Source organism: Hydrogenophaga sp. SNF1, from assembly GCF_034421675.1.
In the GTDB taxonomy this organism is placed as follows: Bacteria; Pseudomonadota; Gammaproteobacteria; order Burkholderiales; family Burkholderiaceae_C; genus Hydrogenophaga; species Hydrogenophaga borbori.
Genome location: NZ_CP139793.1, coordinates 1,322,157 through 1,340,096 on the forward strand (window position 1 = coordinate 1,322,157; position 17,940 = coordinate 1,340,096).

Here is a 17,940-nt window from a genome sequence, read left to right on the forward strand (position 1 = left end):
GATGAACGGTGCAACGCATGGCAAGGCCACCGATGGCCTGAGCCTGGCCGGCCGGTCCCTGCTGCCCGCGCAGATGCGCGTGGTGGTGCTGGGCGCGGGCGTGATGGGCCCGGGCATCGCGCTGGTGTTCGCCGAACACGGCATGCCGGTGGACCTGTGCGAGGTGAGCCAGCCGGCGCTGGACGCGGGCATGGCCGCGCTGGCCGACGCGCTGCTGCTCAAGCAGGAGGCCGGGCTGTGCACGCCCGAATCGGCCACCCGCGCGATCGCCCGCGTCACCCCGCGCCTGGAGGCGGGCGAGGCCCTGGGCCGGGCCGACCTGGTCATCGAGGCCGTGCCCGAGAACCGCGAGATCAAGCGCGGCGTGTTCGAGCGCATCGCGGACGAAGCGCCGCCGCACGCGGTGGTGTGGAGCAACACCTCGACGCTGGACGTCTTCGGCCTGGCGCCGGCGGCGCTGGCGCCGCGCCTGCTGGTGGCGCACTGGTTCGCGCCGCCGCACATCCTGCCGCTGGTGGAGGTGGTGTGCCAGCCGCCCGTGCCCGAGAGCCTGCGCGACGAAACCCTGGCGCTGTTGCGCGCCCTCGGCAAGGCGCCGGTGCTGCTCGACAAGTTCGTTCCCGGCTTCGTCATTAACCGCTTGCTGCGCGCCCTGGGCCGCGAGGCCTTCGCCATGATCGAGGACGGTGTGATCTCCATCGCCGCGCTCGACGTGGCGGTGCGCACCAGCCTGGCGCCGCGCATGCAGGTGCTGGGTCTCATGCAGCGCTACGACTACACCGGGTTGCACCTGAGCCTGCGCAACCTGGGCGACCCCGACATCGTCGACGCGCCGGTGAACCGATCGCCCGCGCTGCTGCGGGAGCGGGTGGCGCGCGGCGAACTCGGCGTCACCAGCGGCAAGGGCTTCTACGACTACGCCGGCCGCACCCCGCTGCAGTTGCAGCGTGAGCGCGATCTGCGCCTGTGGCGGGCGATGCACGGCCTGGCCGAGCTCGTCAGCGATCCGCACCCCATCTGAACCCCCCTGAATGATGCCCTCCGTTCCTGCCGACACCCGGCGCCTGCAACCCCTGGTCGATCCGCGTTCGATTGCCGTCTACGGCGCCTCGGCCGACCTCACGCGCCTGGGTGGCATGCCCGTGGCCCTGCTGACCGAGCGGGGCTTTCGGGGCGCCATCTATCCCATCAACCCGAAGTACGGCGAGATCGCCGGCCTGCGCTGCTACCCCGACATCGCCTCCACGCCCGAGCCGGCCGACCTGATCGTCATCGCCGTGGCCGCTCCCGAGGTGGTGCCGGTGCTGCGGCAGGCGGCCGCGCGCGGCATCCGCGCCGCGGTGGTCTTCGCTGCTGGTTTCGCCGAGGCCGGCGACGCCGAGGGCCTGGCGCTGCAGGCCGAGCTGGTGGACGCCGCGAGCGAACTCGGCATCGTGGTGGCCGGCCCCAATTGCATGGGTTTTGGCAACCTGGACAGCCACGCCTACAGCACCTTCACCGCCATCTTCCGCACGGTCGAGCCACCGCCCGCGCCGCGGGACACCGGCCTCATCACCCAAAGCGGCAGCCTGTGCTCGGCCATCTACGCGGCGGGGCGCCAGCTCGGCGTGCGCTTCGGCGTGGTGATCAACACCGGCAACGAGGCCTGCGTGGAGTTCGCCGAGTACCTGGAGTACCTCGCCGACCGCCCAGGCACCGAGGCCATCGTCGGCTACATCGAGGGCTTGCGTGATGGCCCGCGTTTCGAGCGCGTGGCCGCGCGGCTGCGTGACGAGGGCCGCCTGCTGGCCCTGCTCAAGGCGGGCGAGACCGACAAGGGTGCACAGGCCGCGGCCTCGCACACCGCCGCCCTGGCCGGCAGCGGCGCCGTCTACCGCGCCGTCTTCGAGCGCCTGTGCGTGGTGCCGGCGCGCGACATCCTGCACGCGGCCGACATCGCCTACCTGGCCCGTTTCCGGCAGCGCGCGAGCGGCCGGCGCGTGGCGGTTCTCACCATCTCGGGCGCCATCGGTGCGCTGCTGGCCGACGCCTTCACCCAGGCCGGCGTGGAACTGCCGGAGTTCTCCGCTTCGCTGCGCGATGCGTTGCACGCGGGCATTCCGCGCTTCGGTATGGTGCGCAACCCGGTGGACTTCACCGGCAACATCGTCAACCGCCACCAGTTCAGCGCCGAGGCGCTGCAGCACATCTTCGACTCGGGCGAGGCGGACTTCGCCGTGCTGTACGCGCCGGGTTTCCTGATCGACCGCATGGCCGAAGGCATCGCCGAGGTGTCGCGCTGCGCGGGGCGGCTGGTGGCGGTGATCTCCACCGGCCAGGTGGCGCGCCGCGGCGCGCTCGAAGACGCTGGCATCCCCGTGTTCGACGACACCACGCGGGCCGTGCAGGCGCTGGCTAGCCTCGCCCATTGGCACGAGAACCGGCGCCGCTACGCGTCGATGCCCACGGTGCGGGTCTCGGCGGCCGGGCCGGGCCTCGGCGCGACCGCCTTTGGCCTCCTGCGCGAGGCGTGCGAACAAGGCCGAACGCTGCTCGACGAGCACCATTCGAAGCGCCTGCTCGCGGCCCTGGGCGTGCCCACGGTGGCCGAACGCGCGGTGCGGGACGCCGACGCCGCGGTGCTGGCGGCGCGCGCCATCGGCTACCCCGTGGCGCTCAAGGTCTTGAGCGCTGACCTCGCGCACAAGTCCGACGTGGGGGGGGTGCGCTTGCACTTGCGCGACGAGGCGGCCGTGCGCGAAGCCTATGAAGGTGTGCAGCAAGCGGTGGCGCAGCGCGCGCCGCGGGCCCGCGTGGAAGGCGCGCTGGTGCAGGCGCAGGCCGCGCCCGGCGTGGAGCTGCTGGTGGGCGTAGCGCGCGACCCGGTGTTTGGGCTGGTGATGAGCCTGGGCCTGGGCGGTCTCTGGACCGAGGTCCTGGGCGACGTGGTGCACGCGCCCCTGCCGGTGGGCCGCGAACTGGTGCTCGCGCTTTTGCAGCGCCTGCGCGCCTGGCCGCTGCTGCGAGGCGCGCGCGGCAGCGCCGCGGTGGACCTGGCCGCGCTGGCGCGGGCCGTCGAGGCGGTGTCCGACGCGGCCTGGGCCTTGCGCGAGCACATCGACGAACTGGAGATCAACCCGCTGATCGCGCGCGGCGACGGCGCGGTGGCGGTGGATGGGCTGGTGCGGCTGCGGGCGGTACCCGATGTGTGTCACGTCGAGCCGCCGGTGGAGCTGGCCGAATGAGCGCCGGCGAGCGCGTGGCGCTGGTGACCGGGTCCACCAGCGGCATTGGCCTGGCCATCGCCCGGCGCCTGGCGCGCGAGGGTTTCCGCATTGCCTTGCATGGCTTCGCCCCGCCCGAGGGCGTGGCCGCGATCGAGGAGGCGCTGAGGAAGCTGGGCGCGCCGCAGGCCCGCCACTTCGAGGCCGACCTGCTGCAGCCGGCGCAGATCGAGCGGCTGATGGCCGCCGTGGCACAGGACCATGGCCGCCTGGACGTGTTGGTCAATAACGCCGGCATCCAGCACGTGGCGCCGATCGATCAATTTCCGCCCGAGCGCTGGGACGCCATCCTTGCCGTCAACCTGAGCGCGGCGTTTCACACCACGCGCCTGGCGTTGCCCTTGATGCGCGCGCGGGGCTGGGGCCGCATCGTCAACATCGCCTCGGTCAGCGGCCTGGTGGCCGCGCCCATGAAAGCGGCCTACGTGGCCGCCAAGCACGGCCTGGTGGGCCTGACCAAGGTCACCGCGCTGGAGACCGCCACCGAGGCGATTACCTGCAATGCCATCTGCCCGGGCTGGGTGCTCACGTCCCTGGTCGAGCGGCAGCTGCAGGCGCGCCACGCGGCCGAGGGCGGCAGCCGCGAGGACGTCGTGCGCCAGCTGCTGGTGAAGCAGCCCTCGCAGGATTTCGTGACGCTGGAGCAGGTGGCCGCGCTGGCGGCCTACTTCGTGTCGGATGAGGCGGCGCAAACGCGAGGCGCGGCCTGGAACCTGGACGGCGGCTACGCCGCGGCCTGAGCGCCCGGTGTGCGCTCAGGCCCTGTCCGTCATTCGTTGGGTGCGAAGCTGCACAGCCCGCCGCGGAATTCGGCCGAGGTGAAGACCTCGGGCAGCACCGCCGCCAATTCGTCCGGGTCCATCTGGATGCCGTTGGCCTTGAGCAGCGGCGCGGCCTCGTCCACCATCGCGCGCCAGTCCTTGATGAGGCGGTAGGGCTCCACCGTGTCCGGGCAGGGCTGCTCGCCCAAGGCCCTTACCAGCAGCTCGGTGAAGTTGGTCACGCGAAAGCCGTGCGTGTGGCCTTCCTTGGACAACTGCAGGTGGCAGCCATGGAACAGCGACACCAGCGCGTCCACGTTGTTCTGCCGGCACAGCGCCAGCGTGTCCTGGCGCACGTGGGCCTTGAGCTCGGGCGAGCGGTCGGAGCCCGAGGCGCCGCACATGTAGCCGGGCTCCTCGGCCTCGGCCACCACCGTCAGGCCAGGGATGGCGCGCAGCAGGCGCAGCACCGCCTGGCCCACCTCGGGCAGGCCGCGGTGGGTGTGCACCACCACGCGCTCGTTCACTGGCGTTGTGAAGCGCCCGATCAGTTCGGCTTCGTGCTCGAGCAGGAATTGGGTGATGTGGTCGAAATCGAAGGCGACTTCGCGGTAGCCCTTGATCGTTTCCCCCAGGTGGATCTGGCACGAGGGGCACCAGCTCAGCACCTTCTGCGGCGTGAATTCGCCGAAGCGCTGCAGCGTCTGCTCGGACACGCGCCCGCCCTTCTTGAGATCGCCCTCCCACTTGCTGTAGACGATGCCGCAGCAGGCCGAAGGGCCGCCCATCACTTCGTACTCGACGTCCAGGCGGTCCAGGATGGTCATCACGTTGAACAGCACGTGCGGCGTGCGGATCGGATTGCAGCCGGTGTAGAAGACGACATCCACCGGCCGGGCCTGCGGCGGCCTGAGCAGCCGCGCCACCTCGGCCGGCAGCAGCTGCATGGAGACCATGATGCGGATGGCCCGCGCCATCTTGCGGAACACGTGTGGCGTCGGGTTGTCCACTTGGGACACCTTGGAGCAACTCATCATCACCAGGCGGCGTGGGTTGATGCCCTCGGGGCAGGCGGGGATGCAGTCGCCGCAGCCATTGCATTGGCGCACCCAGGTGGCGGAGGCCGGCGGGAGCGGCACCGAGTCGCGCATGAAGTCGAGCACGCCGGAGACGACCTGGCCGGGGTCGGCCTCGGCCAGGCCGGGCGCGAACGGCCGCACCGGGCAGACCTCGACGCAGGCGCCGCAGCGCGTGCAGGCGGACAGCATGTCGGCCCAGGCCTGGTCGATGTAGTCGCTGAAGCCGGCTTGGGCGGGGGTGGGGGTGTTCATGGGGGACTCCTCGAGGATCGCTTCAGCCGCCGACGCGCACCGCAATGGCTTCGATCTCCACGCGCACCGAGGCCGAGCCCAGGCGCGCCTCCACCGCCGAGCTGGCCGGTGGGGCGGGAGAGTCGGCGAACAGCTGGTTGCGCACCTCGCTGAACAGCGCGTATTCGCGGATGTCGGTGAGGAACACCGTGAGCTTGCGGATGTCGTCGCGCGTGGCGCCATGCTCGGCCAGCCGGGCCAGGATCTTGTCGAACACGATGCGTGTCTGCTGCGCGGTGTCGTAAGGCGCGGCGGTGCCCGCGGTGGCACCGGAGACAAACATCAGGCGGGCGCCAGCGATGTCAACGCTGTGAACGGGAAGGAATCGGGGGGTGTCGGGCATCGGGGTCCTTGAGCGGCGGCGGGCCCGCCGCGAGTGGGTGCGACGAGGTTACGCACGCGGCACCCCCGCTTCAATTGCGGGCGGCTCTCGATGCTTTCGATTGACGGAACGGTGCGCGGCGCGCCGCGCCTCAGCGGCGGTGGTCGGGGTCGATCAGGCCGGCCTCGACGAAGCGCTCGCGCACGGCCTTGTGCTTGAACGCGCCGCAGCGTTCGAGGACCTGCAGGGTGTTGGCGCACAGGCGGCGCGTGCGGGTGGTCAGGCCCTCACCGCCGCACAGCCGGTCGAGCACGCGTTCGCGCGCGGCGGCGTCCAGCCCGGCCTGTTCCAGCCATTCCCCGTGAAGGCGGGGATCGCGCGCGTGGAAGGCCGCCATGACCCGCGGCAGCTGGCCGCCCCAGTGCGCGCGCGCCGAGGCGTCCAGGCCCTTCCACACCAGCGCGAAGGCCTGCGCGAAATAGCGCGCGTGCACCCACTCGTCTTCCAGGTGGGCCAGCAGCAGGCGCTGCAGGCCCGAGTGCGCGGTGCCGCGCATGGCGTCGACGATGGCCTTGGTGATCATGGTCTCGCCGACGAAGCCGACCATGAACCAGGCCAGGTCGCGCTGCGCCGGCGGGGCCTCGGCCACCCAGGCTTCCAGCGCCGCGATCTTCAGGCTTGGTTCGTCGCGCGCCGCCAGCGAGAAGCACTGGCGCACCGCGCGGCTCGCGTGCGCGGTGAAGAAGGCGTGGTAGCCCTCGTCGGTGTAGAGCTTGAGCGCGTCCAGCGCCATGGGCTCGGGCAGGAAGTCCTTCAGGCGGTTCTGCGCGATGGCCTGCGCGGCGGTGTTGACGATGCGGTGCTCGGTGAGCGTCATGTCGTCCAGGAACTGCACCAGCCGCGCGGCGGCGAGGCGGTTGCGCTCGGCCAGGCCGAGCGGGCGCAGGGCCGGGTGGGACAGCAGTTCGTCCTGGGCGCCGAAGACGAACCAGCGAACGCTGGCCAGGTCATCGCCCCGGCCGAGCGCGAAGTCGGTCAGCGGCGGCTTGGCGCGCACGGCCGAGGTGGCGATCCAGTCCTTGAACGGGGCGTCGTCGGCCGGGCGCATGACGCGGGCCCCGGGGTCAGGCGGCCAGCCGGCGCTGCAGCACCGGCCAGCAGACGATCACCGCCAGGCCCAGCAGCACCAGGGCGGCCGCGCCGAGCTTCCAACCGGGCAGCGACTCCCCCAGCGACAGGGCCGAGGCGCTCATGCCGAACACCGGCACCAGCAGCGCCAGCGGCGTGACGGTGGCGGCCGGGTGGCGCCCCAGCAGCCAGTTCCAGACGCCGTAGCCGAACAGGGTGTTGCCCAGCGCCTGCCACAGCACGCTGGCCCACACCACCGCGCCGGCCGAGCGCAGCGACTGCGCGATCAGCGCCGGTCCTTCCACCACCAGCGATATCGCCAGCAGTGGCGGCACCGCGAACACACTGCTCCAGACCATGAAGTGCAGCATGTTCACCCCACCCAGCGACTTGACCACCAGGTTGGACGCCGCCCAGAAGAACGCGGCGGCGAGGATGATGCCCAGCCCGAGCAGGGTGACGCTGGCGTCCAGGTGAGCGGCGATCACGCCCAGGCCGGCGATCGCCAGCAGCAGGCCCGCGACCTGGTAGCCCCGCACGCGCTCGCGCATGAGCCACAGCGACAGGCCAATGGTGAAGAACACCTGCACCTGCACCACCAGGGAAGCCAGGCCGGGCGAGATGTGGCCCTTGATGGCGAAAAACAGCAGCCCGAACTGCCCCGGACCCAGCAGCACGCCGACGGCGGCCATGGAGCGCCAGGAGGCTTTGGGACGCGGCACGAACAACAACCAGGGCAGGGCAGAGAAGGTGAAGCGCAGGGTGGCGAACAGGAAGGGTGGCAGCCCGTCCAGCCCCCAGCGGATGACGACGAAGTTCGTGCCCCAGACCGCCACGACGGCCAGGGCAAGCAGCAGGTGCGGGGTGGGCAAGGTCGGTGCGGGTGGGGGAGGGAGCGGGCAGTGTAGTCAGGCGCCGCGCGGCGGACCGGCCGGGGTCGTGCATGGGGTTATTATTTGCAACTTTGTTGCGATAATTTCGACGCCATGGCCCGCTTCCCCGCCGACACCGATGCCGTGCCTGCCGCCTTGCAGGCGCGCCTGGACGCCGCCGGCCTGCGCCGCACCCTGGCCACGCGCGCGGCCCTGGGCGTGTTCCTGGTGCGCCCCGGCCAGGGGCTCACGCACGCGCAGGTGCTGCAGGCCCTGCGCCAGCGCGGCCATGAGCCCAACCGCGTGACGCTCTACCGCCTGCTCGACCGCCTGGCCGCCTGCGCCGTGCTGGCGCGCCACAGCGACGACCGGGGCACCTGGCGCTACCGCCTGCAGGACCCGGCCGCGCCAGTCACCCCGCGCGGCGCGCCGGCGCTGCGGCCGCGCTTCGAATGCCGGCGCTGCGGCCAGGACCGCACGCTGAACGACACACCCGCCGCCCAGGCCTGGCTGCGCGGCTTGCAGCGCGCGCTGGCGCGCCAGGGCGAGGTGGTCGAGCGCGCGGAGCTGGCCCTGCTGGGCCTGTGCGCGCGCTGCGCCAACCCCGACACCCTTTCCCAACCCGGAGCCGAACCATGAAAGCCCTTGCCATCCCCGCCGCATTCGCTGCCTTGCTGTCCGCCGGCGCGGCCCTCGCGCAGCACTCGCAAAAGGAAATCCAGGAGGACATCCAGCGCCACCGCGCCATGGCGGCCGCGCACGAAGGCGCGGCCAAATGCCTGGAGGCGGGCAAGGGCGAGAAGGCCTGCCAGGCGGCGCTTGCCGAGGCCTGCAAGGGCTTGGCCCTGGGCAAGTACTGCGGCCTGCGCCACGCGCATTGACGCACCGCGCCCGGTCCGCCCGCACCCGGTGTCGGCGGGGGCGGGCGATACCATCGCCGGGTGAACCTGGCCCAGCACCCTCTCTTCGTCTCTCTCACGCCCGTCTTCCTGCTCATCGCGCTGGGTTACCTGGCGGGTCGGCGCGGCTGGATCCGCGACACGGCGGTCAAGGACCTGTCCAACCTCGTGTTCCTGATCCTCATTCCCGCGCTGCTGTTTCGCACCATGGCCTCGGTGCACCTGGAGGAGCTGGACCTGCGGCCCGTGCTGGCCTACTTCCCGGTGGTGCTGCTGGTCTTCTTCACCGTCGTCGCCTGGCGCGGCTTCAGCCGCGAAAGCGTCGTGGTGGCCATGGCGGGGGTGTTCTCCAACATGGTGATGATCGGCATCACCCTGGCCGAGCTGGCCTACGGCAAGCCGGCGCTGGTGACCATGCTGACCCTGGTGTCGGTGCATGCCTTCATCCTGCTCAGCGTGGGCTCGGTGGTGCTGGAGCTGGTGGTCGCGCGCGAGGCGCGCGAGCGCGGCGAGACCACGCCGCCGCTGTGGGCCACGCTGGGCTCGGTCATCAAAGGCACGGTGATCCACCCGATCCCGCTGCCCATCCTGTGCGGCCTGCTGTACGCGCAGACCGGCTGGGCCCTGCCCGTGGTGGTGGACAAGCCGCTGCAGTTGCTGGGCAGCGCCTTCGGCCCGATCGCGCTGGTGCTGGTGGGCGTGAGCCTGGCGCGCACGCCGCTGGCCGGGCACTGGCGGCCCGCGCTGGGCGTGTCGCTGGTGAAGAACCTGTTGCTGCCGCTGCTGGTCGGTTTGTCGGCCTGGGGGCTGGGCATCACCGGCCTGCCGCTGACGGTGATGGTGGTGGCCGCCGCCCTGCCGGTGGGCGCCAACGTCTTTCTGTTCGCGCAGCGCTACGACACCGCACAGGCGCTCACCACCGCGAGCATGGGCCTGTCCACCGTGCTCGCGCTGTTCACCCTGAGCGTGGTGATGACGGCGATGGCCTGGCTCAATCCGCTCGCGGGCTGAGCCACCGGCCTCACTGGCTGATCTTGCGCGCTTCTTCCACCTGGTATTCGAAGTAGCGCTGGATGCCGAAGGCCAGGCTGCCCATGAAGGCGATGGTGCCCATGAGCAGCGCGAGCACCAGGGCGATGACGGTGAGCCAGTTGGTCTGGCTGGCCGTGCCGCCGGGCGCGGCGGGGTTGAACCAGCGGTCCCACTTCTCGGCGTCGGCCAGGGCGTAGACGATGCCCGTGAGGCAGGCGGCGGCGATGCTCAGGCCCAGCATGGGGATCAGCACCCAGGAGAGCTTGTCGTCCTGACCGAAGGCCAGCACGCGCTGCACGCCGTACCAGCCCAGGGCCGTGGGCAGGGGGTGCAGCCAGCCCACCCAGTCGCCCAGGCCGCGCAGGTAGAACCGGTGCAGGCCCAAGGCGCCGCCGATGAGCGCCAGCCAGACGGCCAGTGTCTTGTTCTTGCGTGCCGTCACGTTCAGCCCTCCAGCGGCGGGGTGTGGTGCGCCTCGCCCAGCGGCTTTTCCATGATCACGATGTCCAGCCAGCGGCCGAACTTCCAGCCGCAGGCCTGCACCGTGCCCACGGGCGTGAAGCCGAGCGTGCGGTGAACGCCGACGGAGCCGGCGTTGCCCGAATCGCCGATCACGGCCATCACCTTGCGGATGCCGGCGCGCTGCAGCACGGCCAGCAGTTCGGCCAGCAGCAGGCGGCCCAGGCCCCGGCCGGCGGCCTCGGGGGCGAGGTAGATCGAGTCCTCGACCGAGAAGCGGTAGGCCGGGCGCGGCTTGAACCAGTTGCCATAGGCGTAGCCCAGCACCTGGCCCTGCTCTTCGATCACCAGCCAGGGCAGGCCCTTGCCCAGCACGTCGGCGCGGCGCTGGGCCATCTCGGCCACGGTGGGAGGCGTGGTTTCGAAGGTGCCCGTGCCATGCAGCACGTGGTGTTCGTAGATGCGGGTGATGGCGGCGAGGTCGTCGTCGGTGCTGGGGCGGATCAGGGGCATGGCGGGTGGCCGGAAGAAGAGGGGCGTGGCGGGATCGGCGGCGGGCTATAATCGCCGGCTTTGCGGTGTTTCGCTGGCCGGGTGGTCAGTCGTGTGTCTCAGGCACCGCGGAAATTGCTGTGAAGCAGCGGATCGAAAGATCCGGCGGCACCCCGGAAGGCCCGGTCGGTGCCCAACCACCCGAAGGATAAATCATGGTCGTCATTCGACTCTCCCGCGGCGGTGCCAAGGCCCGTCCGTTCTACACCATCGTCGCCGCCGACAAGCGCGCGCGCCGCGACGGCAACTTCATCGAGCGCCTGGGTTTCTACAACCCCAACGCCAAGGGCGGCGAAGAAAAGCTGCGCATCGCCACGGACCGCCTGAATTACTGGCTCGGCGTCGGCGCCACCCCGTCCGACACCGTCGCGCGCCTGGTCAAGGAAGCCAAGGCCGCTGCGCCGGCCGCCTGACCGCGCCATGTCCGCGGCCCTGGTCGCGTCGGTCCTGCCGGCCGATGCCGTTGAACTGGGCCGCGTCCAGGATGCCTGGGGCATCAAGGGCTGGGTCCGCATCCAGCCCCACAGCGCCGACACCGACGCGCTGTTCGCCAGCCAGGACTGGTACCTCCAGCCGCCCGAAGCCCGCTTCGCGCGCGGCTTTTCTGCTTTCAAGGGCTGCGTGGCCGTGCGGGTGACCGAACTCAAGGTCCACGCCGACGGCCTGGTGGCCCGCTTCGAGGGCGTCGACGACCGCACTCTGGCGGAGTCGCTCAAGGGCTGCCGCATCAGTCTGCCGCGCAGCGCCTTTCCCGAGCCTGAAGAGGGCGAGTACTACTGGGTCGACCTGATCGGCCTCCGGGTGGTCAACCGCGAGGGCGAGGACCTGGGCGTGGTACGTGACCTCATGAGCACGGGACCGACCTCGGTGCTCGTGCTCGAGTACCTCGAGACGGTGGACGGCGAGGAGCGCGCCGCCGAGCGGATGATCCCCTTCGTGGCCGCGTACATCGACGACGTGGACCGCGCCACCCGGCGCATCACCGCCGACTGGCAAAAAGACTACTGAGCGGGGCAGGCGCCCATGCGCTTCGACGTCATCACCCTGTTCCCCGAGCTGTTCGGGCCTTTTCTCGCGCACGGCATCAACCGCCGGGCTTTCGAGAGTGGGCAGGTGGATGTGCACCTGTGGAACCCGCGCGATTTCGCCGAGGGCAACTACCGGCGGGTGGACGATCGCCCCTTCGGTGGCGGTCCTGGCATGGTCATGATGGCCGAGCCGCTGTGGCGCTGCCTGCAGGCCATCCGCGCCGAGCGCGCCGAAGCCGAGGGCCAGCGCGCGCCCGTGGTGCTGTTCTCGCCGGTGGGCGAGCGGCTGGACCACGCGGGCGTCGAGGCCTGGGCCGCCGGACCGGGGGGCGCGGTGTTGGTCTGCGGCCGCTACGAAGGCATCGACCAGCGCTTCATCGACGCCTGTGTCGACCGGCAGCTCAGCCTGGGTGACTTCGTGCTCTCGGGCGGCGAAATCCCCGCCATGGCGCTGCTGGACGCCGTGGCGCGCCTGCAGCCCGGCGTGCTGGGCGACGAGGGCAGCCACCAGCAGGACAGCTTCAATCCCGCGCTGGACGGCCTGCTCGACAGCCCGCACCACACCCGTCCCGAGGTCTGGCAGGGCCCGCACGGACCCCTGGGCGTGCCCCCGGTGCTGCTGGGCGGGCACCACGGGCAGATCGAGCGCTACCGCCGCGAGCAGCGGCTGGCGCTGACCGCGCGCCAGCGGCCGGACCTGATCGCCAGGGCCCGGGCCGAGGGCCGACTGGGGCCGGACGACGAGCGCTTTCTGCGCGGCCTGGGCTGAGCCGGTGGGCCGGATCCCCCGCTCCGGCGGGTCTGGCTATAATGGCGGGCTTTTCGATCCTCTGGCCGGCCGTCGCGACCGTTTCCTCAGTCAATCCTGACCCACGGATTCGCGGCCTTCAGTGCAGCGCGGCCACGATCGTGGAACAGGAAACATGAACCTCATCCAGACCCTCGAGCAGGAAGAGATTGCCCGCCTCGGCAAGACCATCCCGCCCTTCGCCCCCGGCGACACCGTGATCGTCAGCGTCAACGTCATCGAAGGCACCCGCAAGCGCGTGCAGGCCTACGAAGGCGTCGTGATCGCCCGCCGCAACCGGGGCCTCAACTCCAGCTTCATCGTGCGCAAGATCTCCAGCGGCGAAGGCGTGGAGCGGACCTTCCCGCTGTACAGCCCGCTGATCGCCAAGATCGAGGTCAAGCGCCGCGGCGACGTGCGCCGCGCCAAGCTGTACTACCTGCGCGAGCGCAGCGGCAAGTCGGCCCGCATCAAGGAAAAGCTGGGCGCCTGATCCGGCCCCGCGCAAAAGCCGCTCCCTGGAGCGGCTTTTTTGTGTCCATGACCGAACCCGTCGTCCGCATCCCGCCCTTCGATCCCCGCACCGTGCCCGTGGTGGCCACGGGGGCGAGCGAAGGTCTGCCGCCGCCGTCCCCGTACCGCCTGACGCCCGACGGCCTGCGCGCGCTGTTCCAGGCGCCGCCGGTCTGGACGCCCGAGCTGCGGCGCGAGCGCCGCTTCGCCGAGCGCGAGCCGGCCGACGCGGCCGTGCTGCTGCCCCTGGTGGTGCGCGACGAACTCAGCCTGCTGCTCACGCAGCGCACCGCCACCCTGTCCACGCACTCGGGCCAGATCGCTTTCCCGGGTGGCAAGGTCGATCCGCAGGACGCCGACGCCATCGCCGCCGCCCTGCGAGAGGCCGACGAGGAGGTCGGCCTGCCGCCGCAGAACGTGGAGGTGCTGGGCACGTTGCCGGTCTACATCACCGGCACCGCCTTCCACGTGACGCCGGTGGTGGCGCTGGTGCGGCCCGACTTCACGCTCAGGCCCAACCCGCACGAGGTGGACGACGTCTTCGAGGTGCCGCTGCGCTTCCTGATGGACCCGCGCCACCACCGCCGCCACCTCATGAACTTCGACGGCAACGCGCGCGAGTGGTACTCCATGCCCTGGCACGATGGCCAGCGCGAGCGCTTCATCTGGGGCGCCACGGCGGGCATGCTGCGCAACCTGTACCGCCTGCTCACGGCCTGACCGGGGCCTGGCGCGCGGCCCGGTCGCGTCCGTTGAGCGAAGGGGCGCGTGCGCCCACTATCATCGGCCCCATGGGTTTTCTGGCCATTCTGCTGGCGCTGCTCATCGAGCAGGCCCGTCCCCTGTCGTTCGACAACCCCGTGCACGCCGGTCTGCGCGCCTGGGGCCGTGGCGTGCGCCGCAACCTCGATGCGGGCCAGTCGTCGCATGGGTGGCTGGCCTGGCTGCTGGCCGTGGGCGTGCCGGCGGCGCTGGCGGCGCTGATCTACCACGCCCTGTGGGAACTGAGCGGCGTGCTGGCCCTGGTCTGGACGGTGGCAGTGCTCTACGTGACCCTGGGCTTTCGCCAGTTCAGCCACCACTTCAGCGAAATCCGCCGCAGCCTGGAGGACGGCGATGAGCGCGGCGCGCGCGAGCAGCTGGCGCGCTGGCTGCGCGTGGACGCCAGCGCCCTGCCGCGCACCGAGCTGCTGCGCCAGGTGATCGAGCACTCCGTGCTGGCCGCGCACCGCCACGTGTTCGGCGTGTTCGTGTGCTTTCTGGTGTTCTGGGTGATCGGCCTGGGGCCGGCGGGGGCGGTGTTCTACCGGCTGGCCGAGTACCTGTCGCGCAACTGGCGCGAGCGCCCCGACGGCACGCCCAGCGAGTCGCTGCGCCGCGCCGCGGCCACGGCCTGGCGCTGGATCGACCACGTGCCGGCGCGCGTCACAGCCCTGGGCTTCGCGGTGGTGGGCAATTTCGAGGAGGCCGTGGCCAGCTGGCGCGCCGATGCCGAGCGCTTCGCGCCGGGCAGCGACGGCGTGGTGCTGGCGGCCACCTCGGGCGCCATCAACGTGCGCCTGACGCCGCAGGACCCGGCGGCCCCGCCCCCGGACGAGACCGACCCCGGCGCGCGTCCCGAGCCCCAGCTCGCCCACCTGGGCAGCGTGGTGGGCCTGGTGTGGCGCGCGGTGGTGCTGTGGATGCTGCTGCTGGCGCTGCTCACGCTGGCGCGGGTGTAGGCCGCGCGGCAGGGGCGGACCGGTCAATACGTCCGCTTGTTGCTCAGTTCATCGAACAGTTCGTCGTAGAGCCGGTAGCGGTTCTGGTCGATGGCCAGCGGGTCCACCGATGGATCGGCGCCCACATGGGCGCGCACGCCACAGCCCGGCTCGTGCCGGTGCGTGCAGTTGTAGAAGCGGCAATCGCCCAGCGCGGCGCGCAGGTCGGGCATGAGCTGCGCGAGCCGTTCGGCCTCGAGGTGGTGCAGGCCAAACTCCTGGAAGCCGGGCGAGTCGATGAGCGCGCTTTCGCGCGCCGGCTCCAGCCAGTACCAGGTGGTGGCGGTCGTGGTGTGGCGCCCGGTGTTGAGGGCGCGCGAGATCTCGCCGGTCTGCGCGCCGGCCTCGGGCACCAGCCGGTTGACCAGCGTGCTCTTGCCCACGCCGGAAGGGCCCAGCACCAGTGTGTGGCGGCCGGTCAGGCGCTGGCGCAGGGCGTCCAGCCCGTGGCCGTCGTGAAGGCCCAGCGGCAGCACGGGCGTGCCCATGCGCCGGTAGGGTTCGAGCCGCGCCCAGGCCTGATCGAAGGGCCCGCCCAGGTCTTGTTTGTTGAGCACGATGCAGGCGCTGATGCCCTCGGCCTCGGCCGCGAGCAGGGCGCGCGTGAGCTGGGCCTCGGAGAACACGGGCTCCGCGGCGAGCAGGATCAGCACCTGGTCGAGGTTGGCCGCGAAGGCTTTGGTGCGCATCTCGTCCTGGCGGTAGAAGAGGTTGCGCCGGGTCTCGATGCGTTCGATGCTGCCCTCGTCGCCACTGGGTTGCCAGGCCACGATGTCGCCCACGACCACGGCGCTTTTCTTGCCGCGCGGGTGGCACAGGGTGCGCTGGCCGCGCTCGTCCTCGACCAGGCAATGGCGGCCATGGGCCGCCACCACACGGGCCAGGCGCGTGCCGCCCATCAGGACGCGAGCAAGGCGTTGACCGCCGCCGCGCAGTGGAAGTCGCTGACCGAGATGCCGTTCACGTCGTGCGTGTTGAAGCGCAGGGTGCAGCGGTTGTAGCCGAAGGCCGCGTCGGGGTGGTGGTCCTCGCGGTGGGCGATCCAGGCCATGGCGTTCACGAAGGCCATGGTCTCGTGGTAGTTGGCGAAGCGGAAGGTGCGCTCGATGGCGCCGTCGATCAGCTTCCAGCCGTCGGCCTCGCTGCCGTTGAGCTGGCTGAGCTGGGTGACGATCTCGGTGGCGTTGAGCGCGCGGCGGTTCTGGTGGATGGGGTGCATGGTCGGGCGCTCTCAGGCGGCGGTCAGGCGGGCCAGGCGTTCGCTGGCGGGGGGGTGGGAATAGTAGAAGCGCGCGTACAGCGGGTCGGGCGTGAGCGTGCTGGCGTTGTCCTGGTACAGCTTGAGCAGGGCGCTGGCGAGGTCGGCGCCGCGCGTCTTGTCCTTGGCGAAGGCATCGGCCTCGAACTCGTGCCGGCGCGACAGTTGCGCGGCCAGCGGCGACAGGAAGTAGGTGAACAGCGGCACCACCAGCAGGAAGAGGATGAGCGCGAGCGCATCGTTGGGCGCGCGCAGGTCGGGTTCCACGCCCAGGCCGGTGAAGAACCAGGCCTGCGAGGCCGCCCAGCCCAGGGCCGCGAAGCCGACGAAGCTGAGCGCGAACAGCAGCAGCACGCGCTGGGTGATGTGGCGCAGGCGGTAGTGGCCCAGCTCGTGCGCGAGCACGGCGTCGATCTCGTCGGCGCTGAGCTGCTTGAGCAGGGTGTCGAAGAAGACCACGCGCTTGGCCGCGCCGAAGCCGGTGAAGTAGGCGTTGGCGTGCGCGCTGCGCTTGCTGCCGTCCATGACGAACAGGCCCTGTGCCGAAAAGCCGCAGCGCGCCATGAGGTCGTTGACGCGGGCCTTGACGGCTTCGTCGGCCAGCGGCTCGAAGCGGTTGAACAGCGGCGCGATGAGCGTGGGGTAGAGCACCAGGGCCAGCAGGTTGAAGACCATCCACACGCCCCAGGCCCAGAGCCACCAGGTGCTGCCGGCGGCGCCCATGAGCCAGAGCACCAGCGCGGCCAGCGGCAGGCCGACGGCCGCACCGATCAACGCGCCCTTGAGCCCGTCGGCGATCCACAGGCCCAGGCCCATTTTGTTGAAGCCGAAGCGCTCTTCCAGCCGGAAGGTGGCGTACCAGGAGAAGGGCAGGCCCAGCAGGCCGCCGATGAGCGCGAAGGCGGTGAGCAGGGCGAGCTGCTGCCACAAGCCAGGACCCAGCCAGTCGAGCAGGCCGAGGTTGAGCGCGTTCAGGCCGCCGAGCAGGGTCCAGCCGATCAGCAGCGCGGTCTCGAAGGCGGTGCTGAGCAGGCCGAAGCGCGTCTTGGCGATGGTGTAGTCGGCGGCTTTGCGGTGGGCGTCGAGCGCAATGGTGGCGTCGAAGGGCGCGGGCACCTGGTCGCGGTGGCGGGCCACGTGGCGGATCTGGCGGCTGGCAAGGGCAAAGCGGGTCAGCAGGCCCAGCCCCAGCAGGGCGCAGAAGAGGGCGGTGAAGGCGAGGGAAGCGGTGTCCATGAAGGCGCCAGTCTACCGGTGCCCCCGCCGGCCCGCCGGGGCGGGCGGATGACGGAAAATCGCGGGATGACCTCGAATCCCGCCGACATCGCCGCCCCCGAAGTGCCCACGCTCGCCAAGAACGACCAGAACCTGGTCTGGATCGACTGCGAAATGAGCGGTCTTGATCCCGAGAAGGAGCGCCTGCTGGAGATCGCGGTGGTCGTGACCGGCCCGCAGCTCACGCCGCGCATCGAAGGCCCCGTCATCGTGGTCCACCAAAGCGATGAGCTGCTCAACGCCATGGACGCCTGGAACAAGGGCACGCACGGCCGCAGCGGTCTCATCGACAAGGTGCGCGCCAGCACGGTGAGCGAGGCGGAGGCCGAGCAGCAGCTCATCAACTTCATCTCGCGCTACGTGCCCAAGCAGGCCTCGCCCCTGTGCGGCAACACCATTGGCCAGGACCGCCGCTTCCTGGTGAAGTACATGCCCCGGCTCGAGGCCTACCTGCACTACCGCAACGTCGATGTGAGCACTTTGAAGGAACTGGCCAAGCGCTGGCGCCCCGAAGTGGTCGACGCCTTCAAGAAGCGCCAGCTGCACACCGCCTTGGCCGACGTGCACGAATCCATCGACGAGCTGGAGCACTACCGCGCGCGGTTTCTGCGCTGATCCGGCCGGGTCCGCGGCTTGCCGGCCCTTGCCGGCGGCGGGGTGG

22 protein-coding genes are annotated in these 17,940 nt (G+C 71.1%); 13 read left to right on the plus strand and 9 right to left on the minus strand.

What is annotated here, in order from left to right:
- Nucleotide 1 precedes the first annotated feature (1 nt).
- From SOM08_RS06485 to SOM08_RS06495, 3 genes are read left to right on the plus strand one after another with little or no spacing between them, the layout of a single operon-like run.
- On the plus strand, nucleotides 2–1,021 hold the full coding sequence (locus tag SOM08_RS06485) for a 3-hydroxyacyl-CoA dehydrogenase family protein (RefSeq protein WP_322470335.1): 1,020 nt from the start codon (nucleotides 2–4) through the stop codon (nucleotides 1,019–1,021).
- Nucleotides 1,022–1,034: 13 nt separating this feature from the next.
- Nucleotides 1,035–3,224 (plus strand): acetate--CoA ligase family protein, encoded by a 2,190-nt coding sequence (locus SOM08_RS06490; RefSeq protein ID WP_322470336.1) that lies wholly within the window; start codon nucleotides 1,035–1,037, stop codon nucleotides 3,222–3,224.
- On the plus strand, nucleotides 3,221–4,003 hold the full coding sequence (locus SOM08_RS06495) for a 3-hydroxybutyrate dehydrogenase (RefSeq protein ID WP_322470337.1): 783 nt from the start codon (nucleotides 3,221–3,223) through the stop codon (nucleotides 4,001–4,003). The genes SOM08_RS06490 and SOM08_RS06495 overlap by 4 nt, the downstream gene beginning before the upstream one ends.
- Nucleotides 4,004–4,032: 29 nt before the next feature.
- On the opposite strand, the gene SOM08_RS06500 is transcribed toward SOM08_RS06495, so the two are convergent.
- From SOM08_RS06500 to SOM08_RS06515, 4 genes are all read right to left on the minus strand, one after another.
- The gene (locus SOM08_RS06500) at nucleotides 4,033–5,355 is read right to left on the minus strand and encodes a (Fe-S)-binding protein (protein WP_322470338.1); all 1,323 of its coding nucleotides are present in this window, start codon (nucleotides 5,353–5,355) and stop codon (nucleotides 4,033–4,035) included.
- Between the two features lie 22 nt (nucleotides 5,356–5,377).
- The gene (locus SOM08_RS06505) at nucleotides 5,378–5,677 is read right to left on the minus strand and encodes a RidA family protein (RefSeq protein ID WP_322470339.1); all 300 of its coding nucleotides are present in this window, start codon (nucleotides 5,675–5,677) and stop codon (nucleotides 5,378–5,380) included.
- Nucleotides 5,678–5,867: 190 nt separating this feature from the next.
- Nucleotides 5,868–6,824 (minus strand): diiron oxygenase, encoded by a 957-nt coding sequence (locus SOM08_RS06510; protein ID WP_322470340.1) that lies wholly within the window; start codon nucleotides 6,822–6,824, stop codon nucleotides 5,868–5,870.
- Between the two features lie 16 nt (nucleotides 6,825–6,840).
- Nucleotides 6,841–7,716 (minus strand): EamA family transporter, encoded by an 876-nt coding sequence (locus SOM08_RS06515; RefSeq protein WP_116958113.1) that lies wholly within the window; start codon nucleotides 7,714–7,716, stop codon nucleotides 6,841–6,843.
- A 114-nt stretch (nucleotides 7,717–7,830) separates the two neighbouring features.
- Here SOM08_RS06515 and SOM08_RS06520 point away from each other — a divergent pair, with 114 nt between their 5' ends.
- Genes SOM08_RS06520 through SOM08_RS06530 form a run of 3 tightly spaced genes read left to right on the plus strand, consistent with a single transcriptional unit; the run spans nucleotide 7,831 to nucleotide 9,626 of the window.
- On the plus strand, nucleotides 7,831–8,355 hold the full coding sequence (locus SOM08_RS06520) for a Fur family transcriptional regulator (RefSeq protein WP_116958112.1): 525 nt from the start codon (nucleotides 7,831–7,833) through the stop codon (nucleotides 8,353–8,355).
- Nucleotides 8,352–8,597, plus strand: a complete 246-nt coding sequence (locus SOM08_RS06525) for a hypothetical protein (protein ID WP_116958111.1) — start codon at nucleotides 8,352–8,354, stop codon at nucleotides 8,595–8,597. The genes SOM08_RS06520 and SOM08_RS06525 overlap by 4 nt, the downstream gene beginning before the upstream one ends.
- Before the next feature lie 60 nt (nucleotides 8,598–8,657).
- Nucleotides 8,658–9,626 carry an AEC family transporter gene (locus SOM08_RS06530; RefSeq protein WP_116958110.1) on the plus strand — a complete coding sequence of 323 codons (969 nt, stop codon included), beginning with the start codon at nucleotides 8,658–8,660 and terminating at the stop codon, nucleotides 9,624–9,626.
- 10 nt (nucleotides 9,627–9,636) lie between these two features.
- On the opposite strand, the gene SOM08_RS06535 is transcribed toward SOM08_RS06530, so the two are convergent.
- The gene (locus SOM08_RS06535; protein ID WP_322470341.1) at nucleotides 9,637–10,089 is read right to left on the minus strand and encodes a hypothetical protein; all 453 of its coding nucleotides are present in this window, start codon (nucleotides 10,087–10,089) and stop codon (nucleotides 9,637–9,639) included.
- 2 nt (nucleotides 10,090–10,091) lie between these two features.
- Nucleotides 10,092–10,619, minus strand: coding sequence for a GNAT family N-acetyltransferase (locus SOM08_RS06540; RefSeq protein ID WP_116958108.1), 528 nt, complete (start codon nucleotides 10,617–10,619; stop codon nucleotides 10,092–10,094).
- Nucleotides 10,620–10,813: 194 nt separating this feature from the next.
- Between SOM08_RS06540 and rpsP the strand changes: the two genes are divergently transcribed.
- The 6 genes from rpsP (at nucleotide 10,814) to SOM08_RS06570 (ending at nucleotide 14,707) form a co-directional block, all read left to right on the plus strand.
- Nucleotides 10,814–11,071 carry a 30S ribosomal protein S16 gene (gene rpsP, locus SOM08_RS06545; RefSeq protein WP_070398861.1) on the plus strand — a complete coding sequence of 86 codons (258 nt, stop codon included), beginning with the start codon at nucleotides 10,814–10,816 and terminating at the stop codon, nucleotides 11,069–11,071.
- A gap of 7 nt (nucleotides 11,072–11,078) precedes the next feature.
- Nucleotides 11,079–11,666 (plus strand): ribosome maturation factor RimM, encoded by a 588-nt coding sequence (gene rimM / locus SOM08_RS06550; RefSeq protein ID WP_116958107.1) that lies wholly within the window; start codon nucleotides 11,079–11,081, stop codon nucleotides 11,664–11,666.
- Nucleotides 11,667–11,681: 15 nt separating this feature from the next.
- The gene (gene trmD / locus SOM08_RS06555; RefSeq protein ID WP_116958106.1) at nucleotides 11,682–12,455 is read left to right on the plus strand and encodes a tRNA (guanosine(37)-N1)-methyltransferase TrmD; all 774 of its coding nucleotides are present in this window, start codon (nucleotides 11,682–11,684) and stop codon (nucleotides 12,453–12,455) included.
- A 154-nt stretch (nucleotides 12,456–12,609) separates the two neighbouring features.
- The gene (gene rplS / locus SOM08_RS06560; RefSeq protein WP_009518047.1) at nucleotides 12,610–12,966 is read left to right on the plus strand and encodes a 50S ribosomal protein L19; all 357 of its coding nucleotides are present in this window, start codon (nucleotides 12,610–12,612) and stop codon (nucleotides 12,964–12,966) included.
- Nucleotides 12,967–13,013: 47 nt separating this feature from the next.
- Nucleotides 13,014–13,706, plus strand: a complete 693-nt coding sequence (locus SOM08_RS06565; RefSeq protein WP_116958105.1) for a CoA pyrophosphatase — start codon at nucleotides 13,014–13,016, stop codon at nucleotides 13,704–13,706.
- Nucleotides 13,707–13,777: 71 nt separating this feature from the next.
- A complete protein-coding gene (locus tag SOM08_RS06570; protein ID WP_116958104.1) occupies nucleotides 13,778–14,707 on the plus strand; it encodes a CobD/CbiB family protein in 930 nt (309 codons plus the stop codon).
- Between the two features lie 23 nt (nucleotides 14,708–14,730).
- On the opposite strand, the gene rsgA is transcribed toward SOM08_RS06570, so the two are convergent.
- Genes rsgA through SOM08_RS06585 form a run of 3 tightly spaced genes read right to left on the minus strand, consistent with a single transcriptional unit; the run spans nucleotide 14,731 to nucleotide 17,240 of the window.
- Nucleotides 14,731–15,645 (minus strand): ribosome small subunit-dependent GTPase A, encoded by a 915-nt coding sequence (gene rsgA, locus SOM08_RS06575; protein WP_322470342.1) that lies wholly within the window; start codon nucleotides 15,643–15,645, stop codon nucleotides 14,731–14,733.
- Nucleotides 15,645–15,965, minus strand: a complete 321-nt coding sequence (locus SOM08_RS06580; RefSeq protein ID WP_116958102.1) for a 4a-hydroxytetrahydrobiopterin dehydratase — start codon at nucleotides 15,963–15,965, stop codon at nucleotides 15,645–15,647. Before SOM08_RS06580 ends, rsgA begins: the two co-directional genes overlap by 1 nt.
- 12 nt (nucleotides 15,966–15,977) lie before the next feature.
- On the minus strand, nucleotides 15,978–17,240 hold the full coding sequence (locus SOM08_RS06585) for a M48 family metallopeptidase (protein ID WP_116958101.1): 1,263 nt from the start codon (nucleotides 17,238–17,240) through the stop codon (nucleotides 15,978–15,980).
- Nucleotides 17,241–17,306: 66 nt separating this feature from the next.
- Here SOM08_RS06585 and orn point away from each other — a divergent pair, with 66 nt between their 5' ends.
- Entirely contained in the window at nucleotides 17,307–17,894 is a 588-nt protein-coding gene (gene orn, locus SOM08_RS06590; RefSeq protein WP_322470343.1) for an oligoribonuclease, read from the plus strand.
- The last annotated feature ends 46 nt before the right edge of the window (nucleotides 17,895–17,940 follow it).

What these genes read in the sequence shown, in the direction of transcription:
- rpsP (WP_070398861.1), top strand. Translation starts at nt 10,814, where the DNA reads ATGGTCGTCATTCGACTCTCCCGCGGCGGTGCCAAGGCCCGTCCGTTC.
- SOM08_RS06510 (WP_322470340.1), bottom strand. Translation starts at nt 6,824, where the DNA reads ATGCGCCCGGCCGACGACGCCCCGTTCAAGGACTGGATCGCCACCTCG.
- SOM08_RS06525 (WP_116958111.1), top strand. Translation starts at nt 8,352, where the DNA reads ATGAAAGCCCTTGCCATCCCCGCCGCATTCGCTGCCTTGCTGTCCGCC.
- SOM08_RS06565 (WP_116958105.1), top strand. Translation starts at nt 13,014, where the DNA reads ATGACCGAACCCGTCGTCCGCATCCCGCCCTTCGATCCCCGCACCGTG.
- SOM08_RS06585 (WP_116958101.1), bottom strand. Translation starts at nt 17,240, where the DNA reads ATGGACACCGCTTCCCTCGCCTTCACCGCCCTCTTCTGCGCCCTGCTG.
- orn (WP_322470343.1), top strand. Translation starts at nt 17,307, where the DNA reads ATGACCTCGAATCCCGCCGACATCGCCGCCCCCGAAGTGCCCACGCTC.
- trmD (WP_116958106.1), top strand. Translation starts at nt 11,682, where the DNA reads ATGCGCTTCGACGTCATCACCCTGTTCCCCGAGCTGTTCGGGCCTTTT.
- SOM08_RS06500 (WP_322470338.1), bottom strand. Translation starts at nt 5,355, where the DNA reads ATGAACACCCCCACCCCCGCCCAAGCCGGCTTCAGCGACTACATCGAC.
- rimM (WP_116958107.1), top strand. Translation starts at nt 11,079, where the DNA reads ATGTCCGCGGCCCTGGTCGCGTCGGTCCTGCCGGCCGATGCCGTTGAA.
- rplS (WP_009518047.1), top strand. Translation starts at nt 12,610, where the DNA reads ATGAACCTCATCCAGACCCTCGAGCAGGAAGAGATTGCCCGCCTCGGC.
- SOM08_RS06490 (WP_322470336.1), top strand. Translation starts at nt 1,035, where the DNA reads ATGCCCTCCGTTCCTGCCGACACCCGGCGCCTGCAACCCCTGGTCGAT.
- SOM08_RS06485 (WP_322470335.1), top strand. Translation starts at nt 2, where the DNA reads ATGAACGGTGCAACGCATGGCAAGGCCACCGATGGCCTGAGCCTGGCC.
- SOM08_RS06580 (WP_116958102.1), bottom strand. Translation starts at nt 15,965, where the DNA reads ATGCACCCCATCCACCAGAACCGCCGCGCGCTCAACGCCACCGAGATC.
- SOM08_RS06570 (WP_116958104.1), top strand. Translation starts at nt 13,778, where the DNA reads ATGGGTTTTCTGGCCATTCTGCTGGCGCTGCTCATCGAGCAGGCCCGT.
- SOM08_RS06505 (WP_322470339.1), bottom strand. Translation starts at nt 5,677, where the DNA reads ATGTTTGTCTCCGGTGCCACCGCGGGCACCGCCGCGCCTTACGACACC.
- SOM08_RS06540 (WP_116958108.1), bottom strand. Translation starts at nt 10,619, where the DNA reads ATGCCCCTGATCCGCCCCAGCACCGACGACGACCTCGCCGCCATCACC.
- SOM08_RS06495 (WP_322470337.1), top strand. Translation starts at nt 3,221, where the DNA reads ATGAGCGCCGGCGAGCGCGTGGCGCTGGTGACCGGGTCCACCAGCGGC.
- rsgA (WP_322470342.1), bottom strand. Translation starts at nt 15,645, where the DNA reads ATGGGCGGCACGCGCCTGGCCCGTGTGGTGGCGGCCCATGGCCGCCAT.
- SOM08_RS06520 (WP_116958112.1), top strand. Translation starts at nt 7,831, where the DNA reads ATGGCCCGCTTCCCCGCCGACACCGATGCCGTGCCTGCCGCCTTGCAG.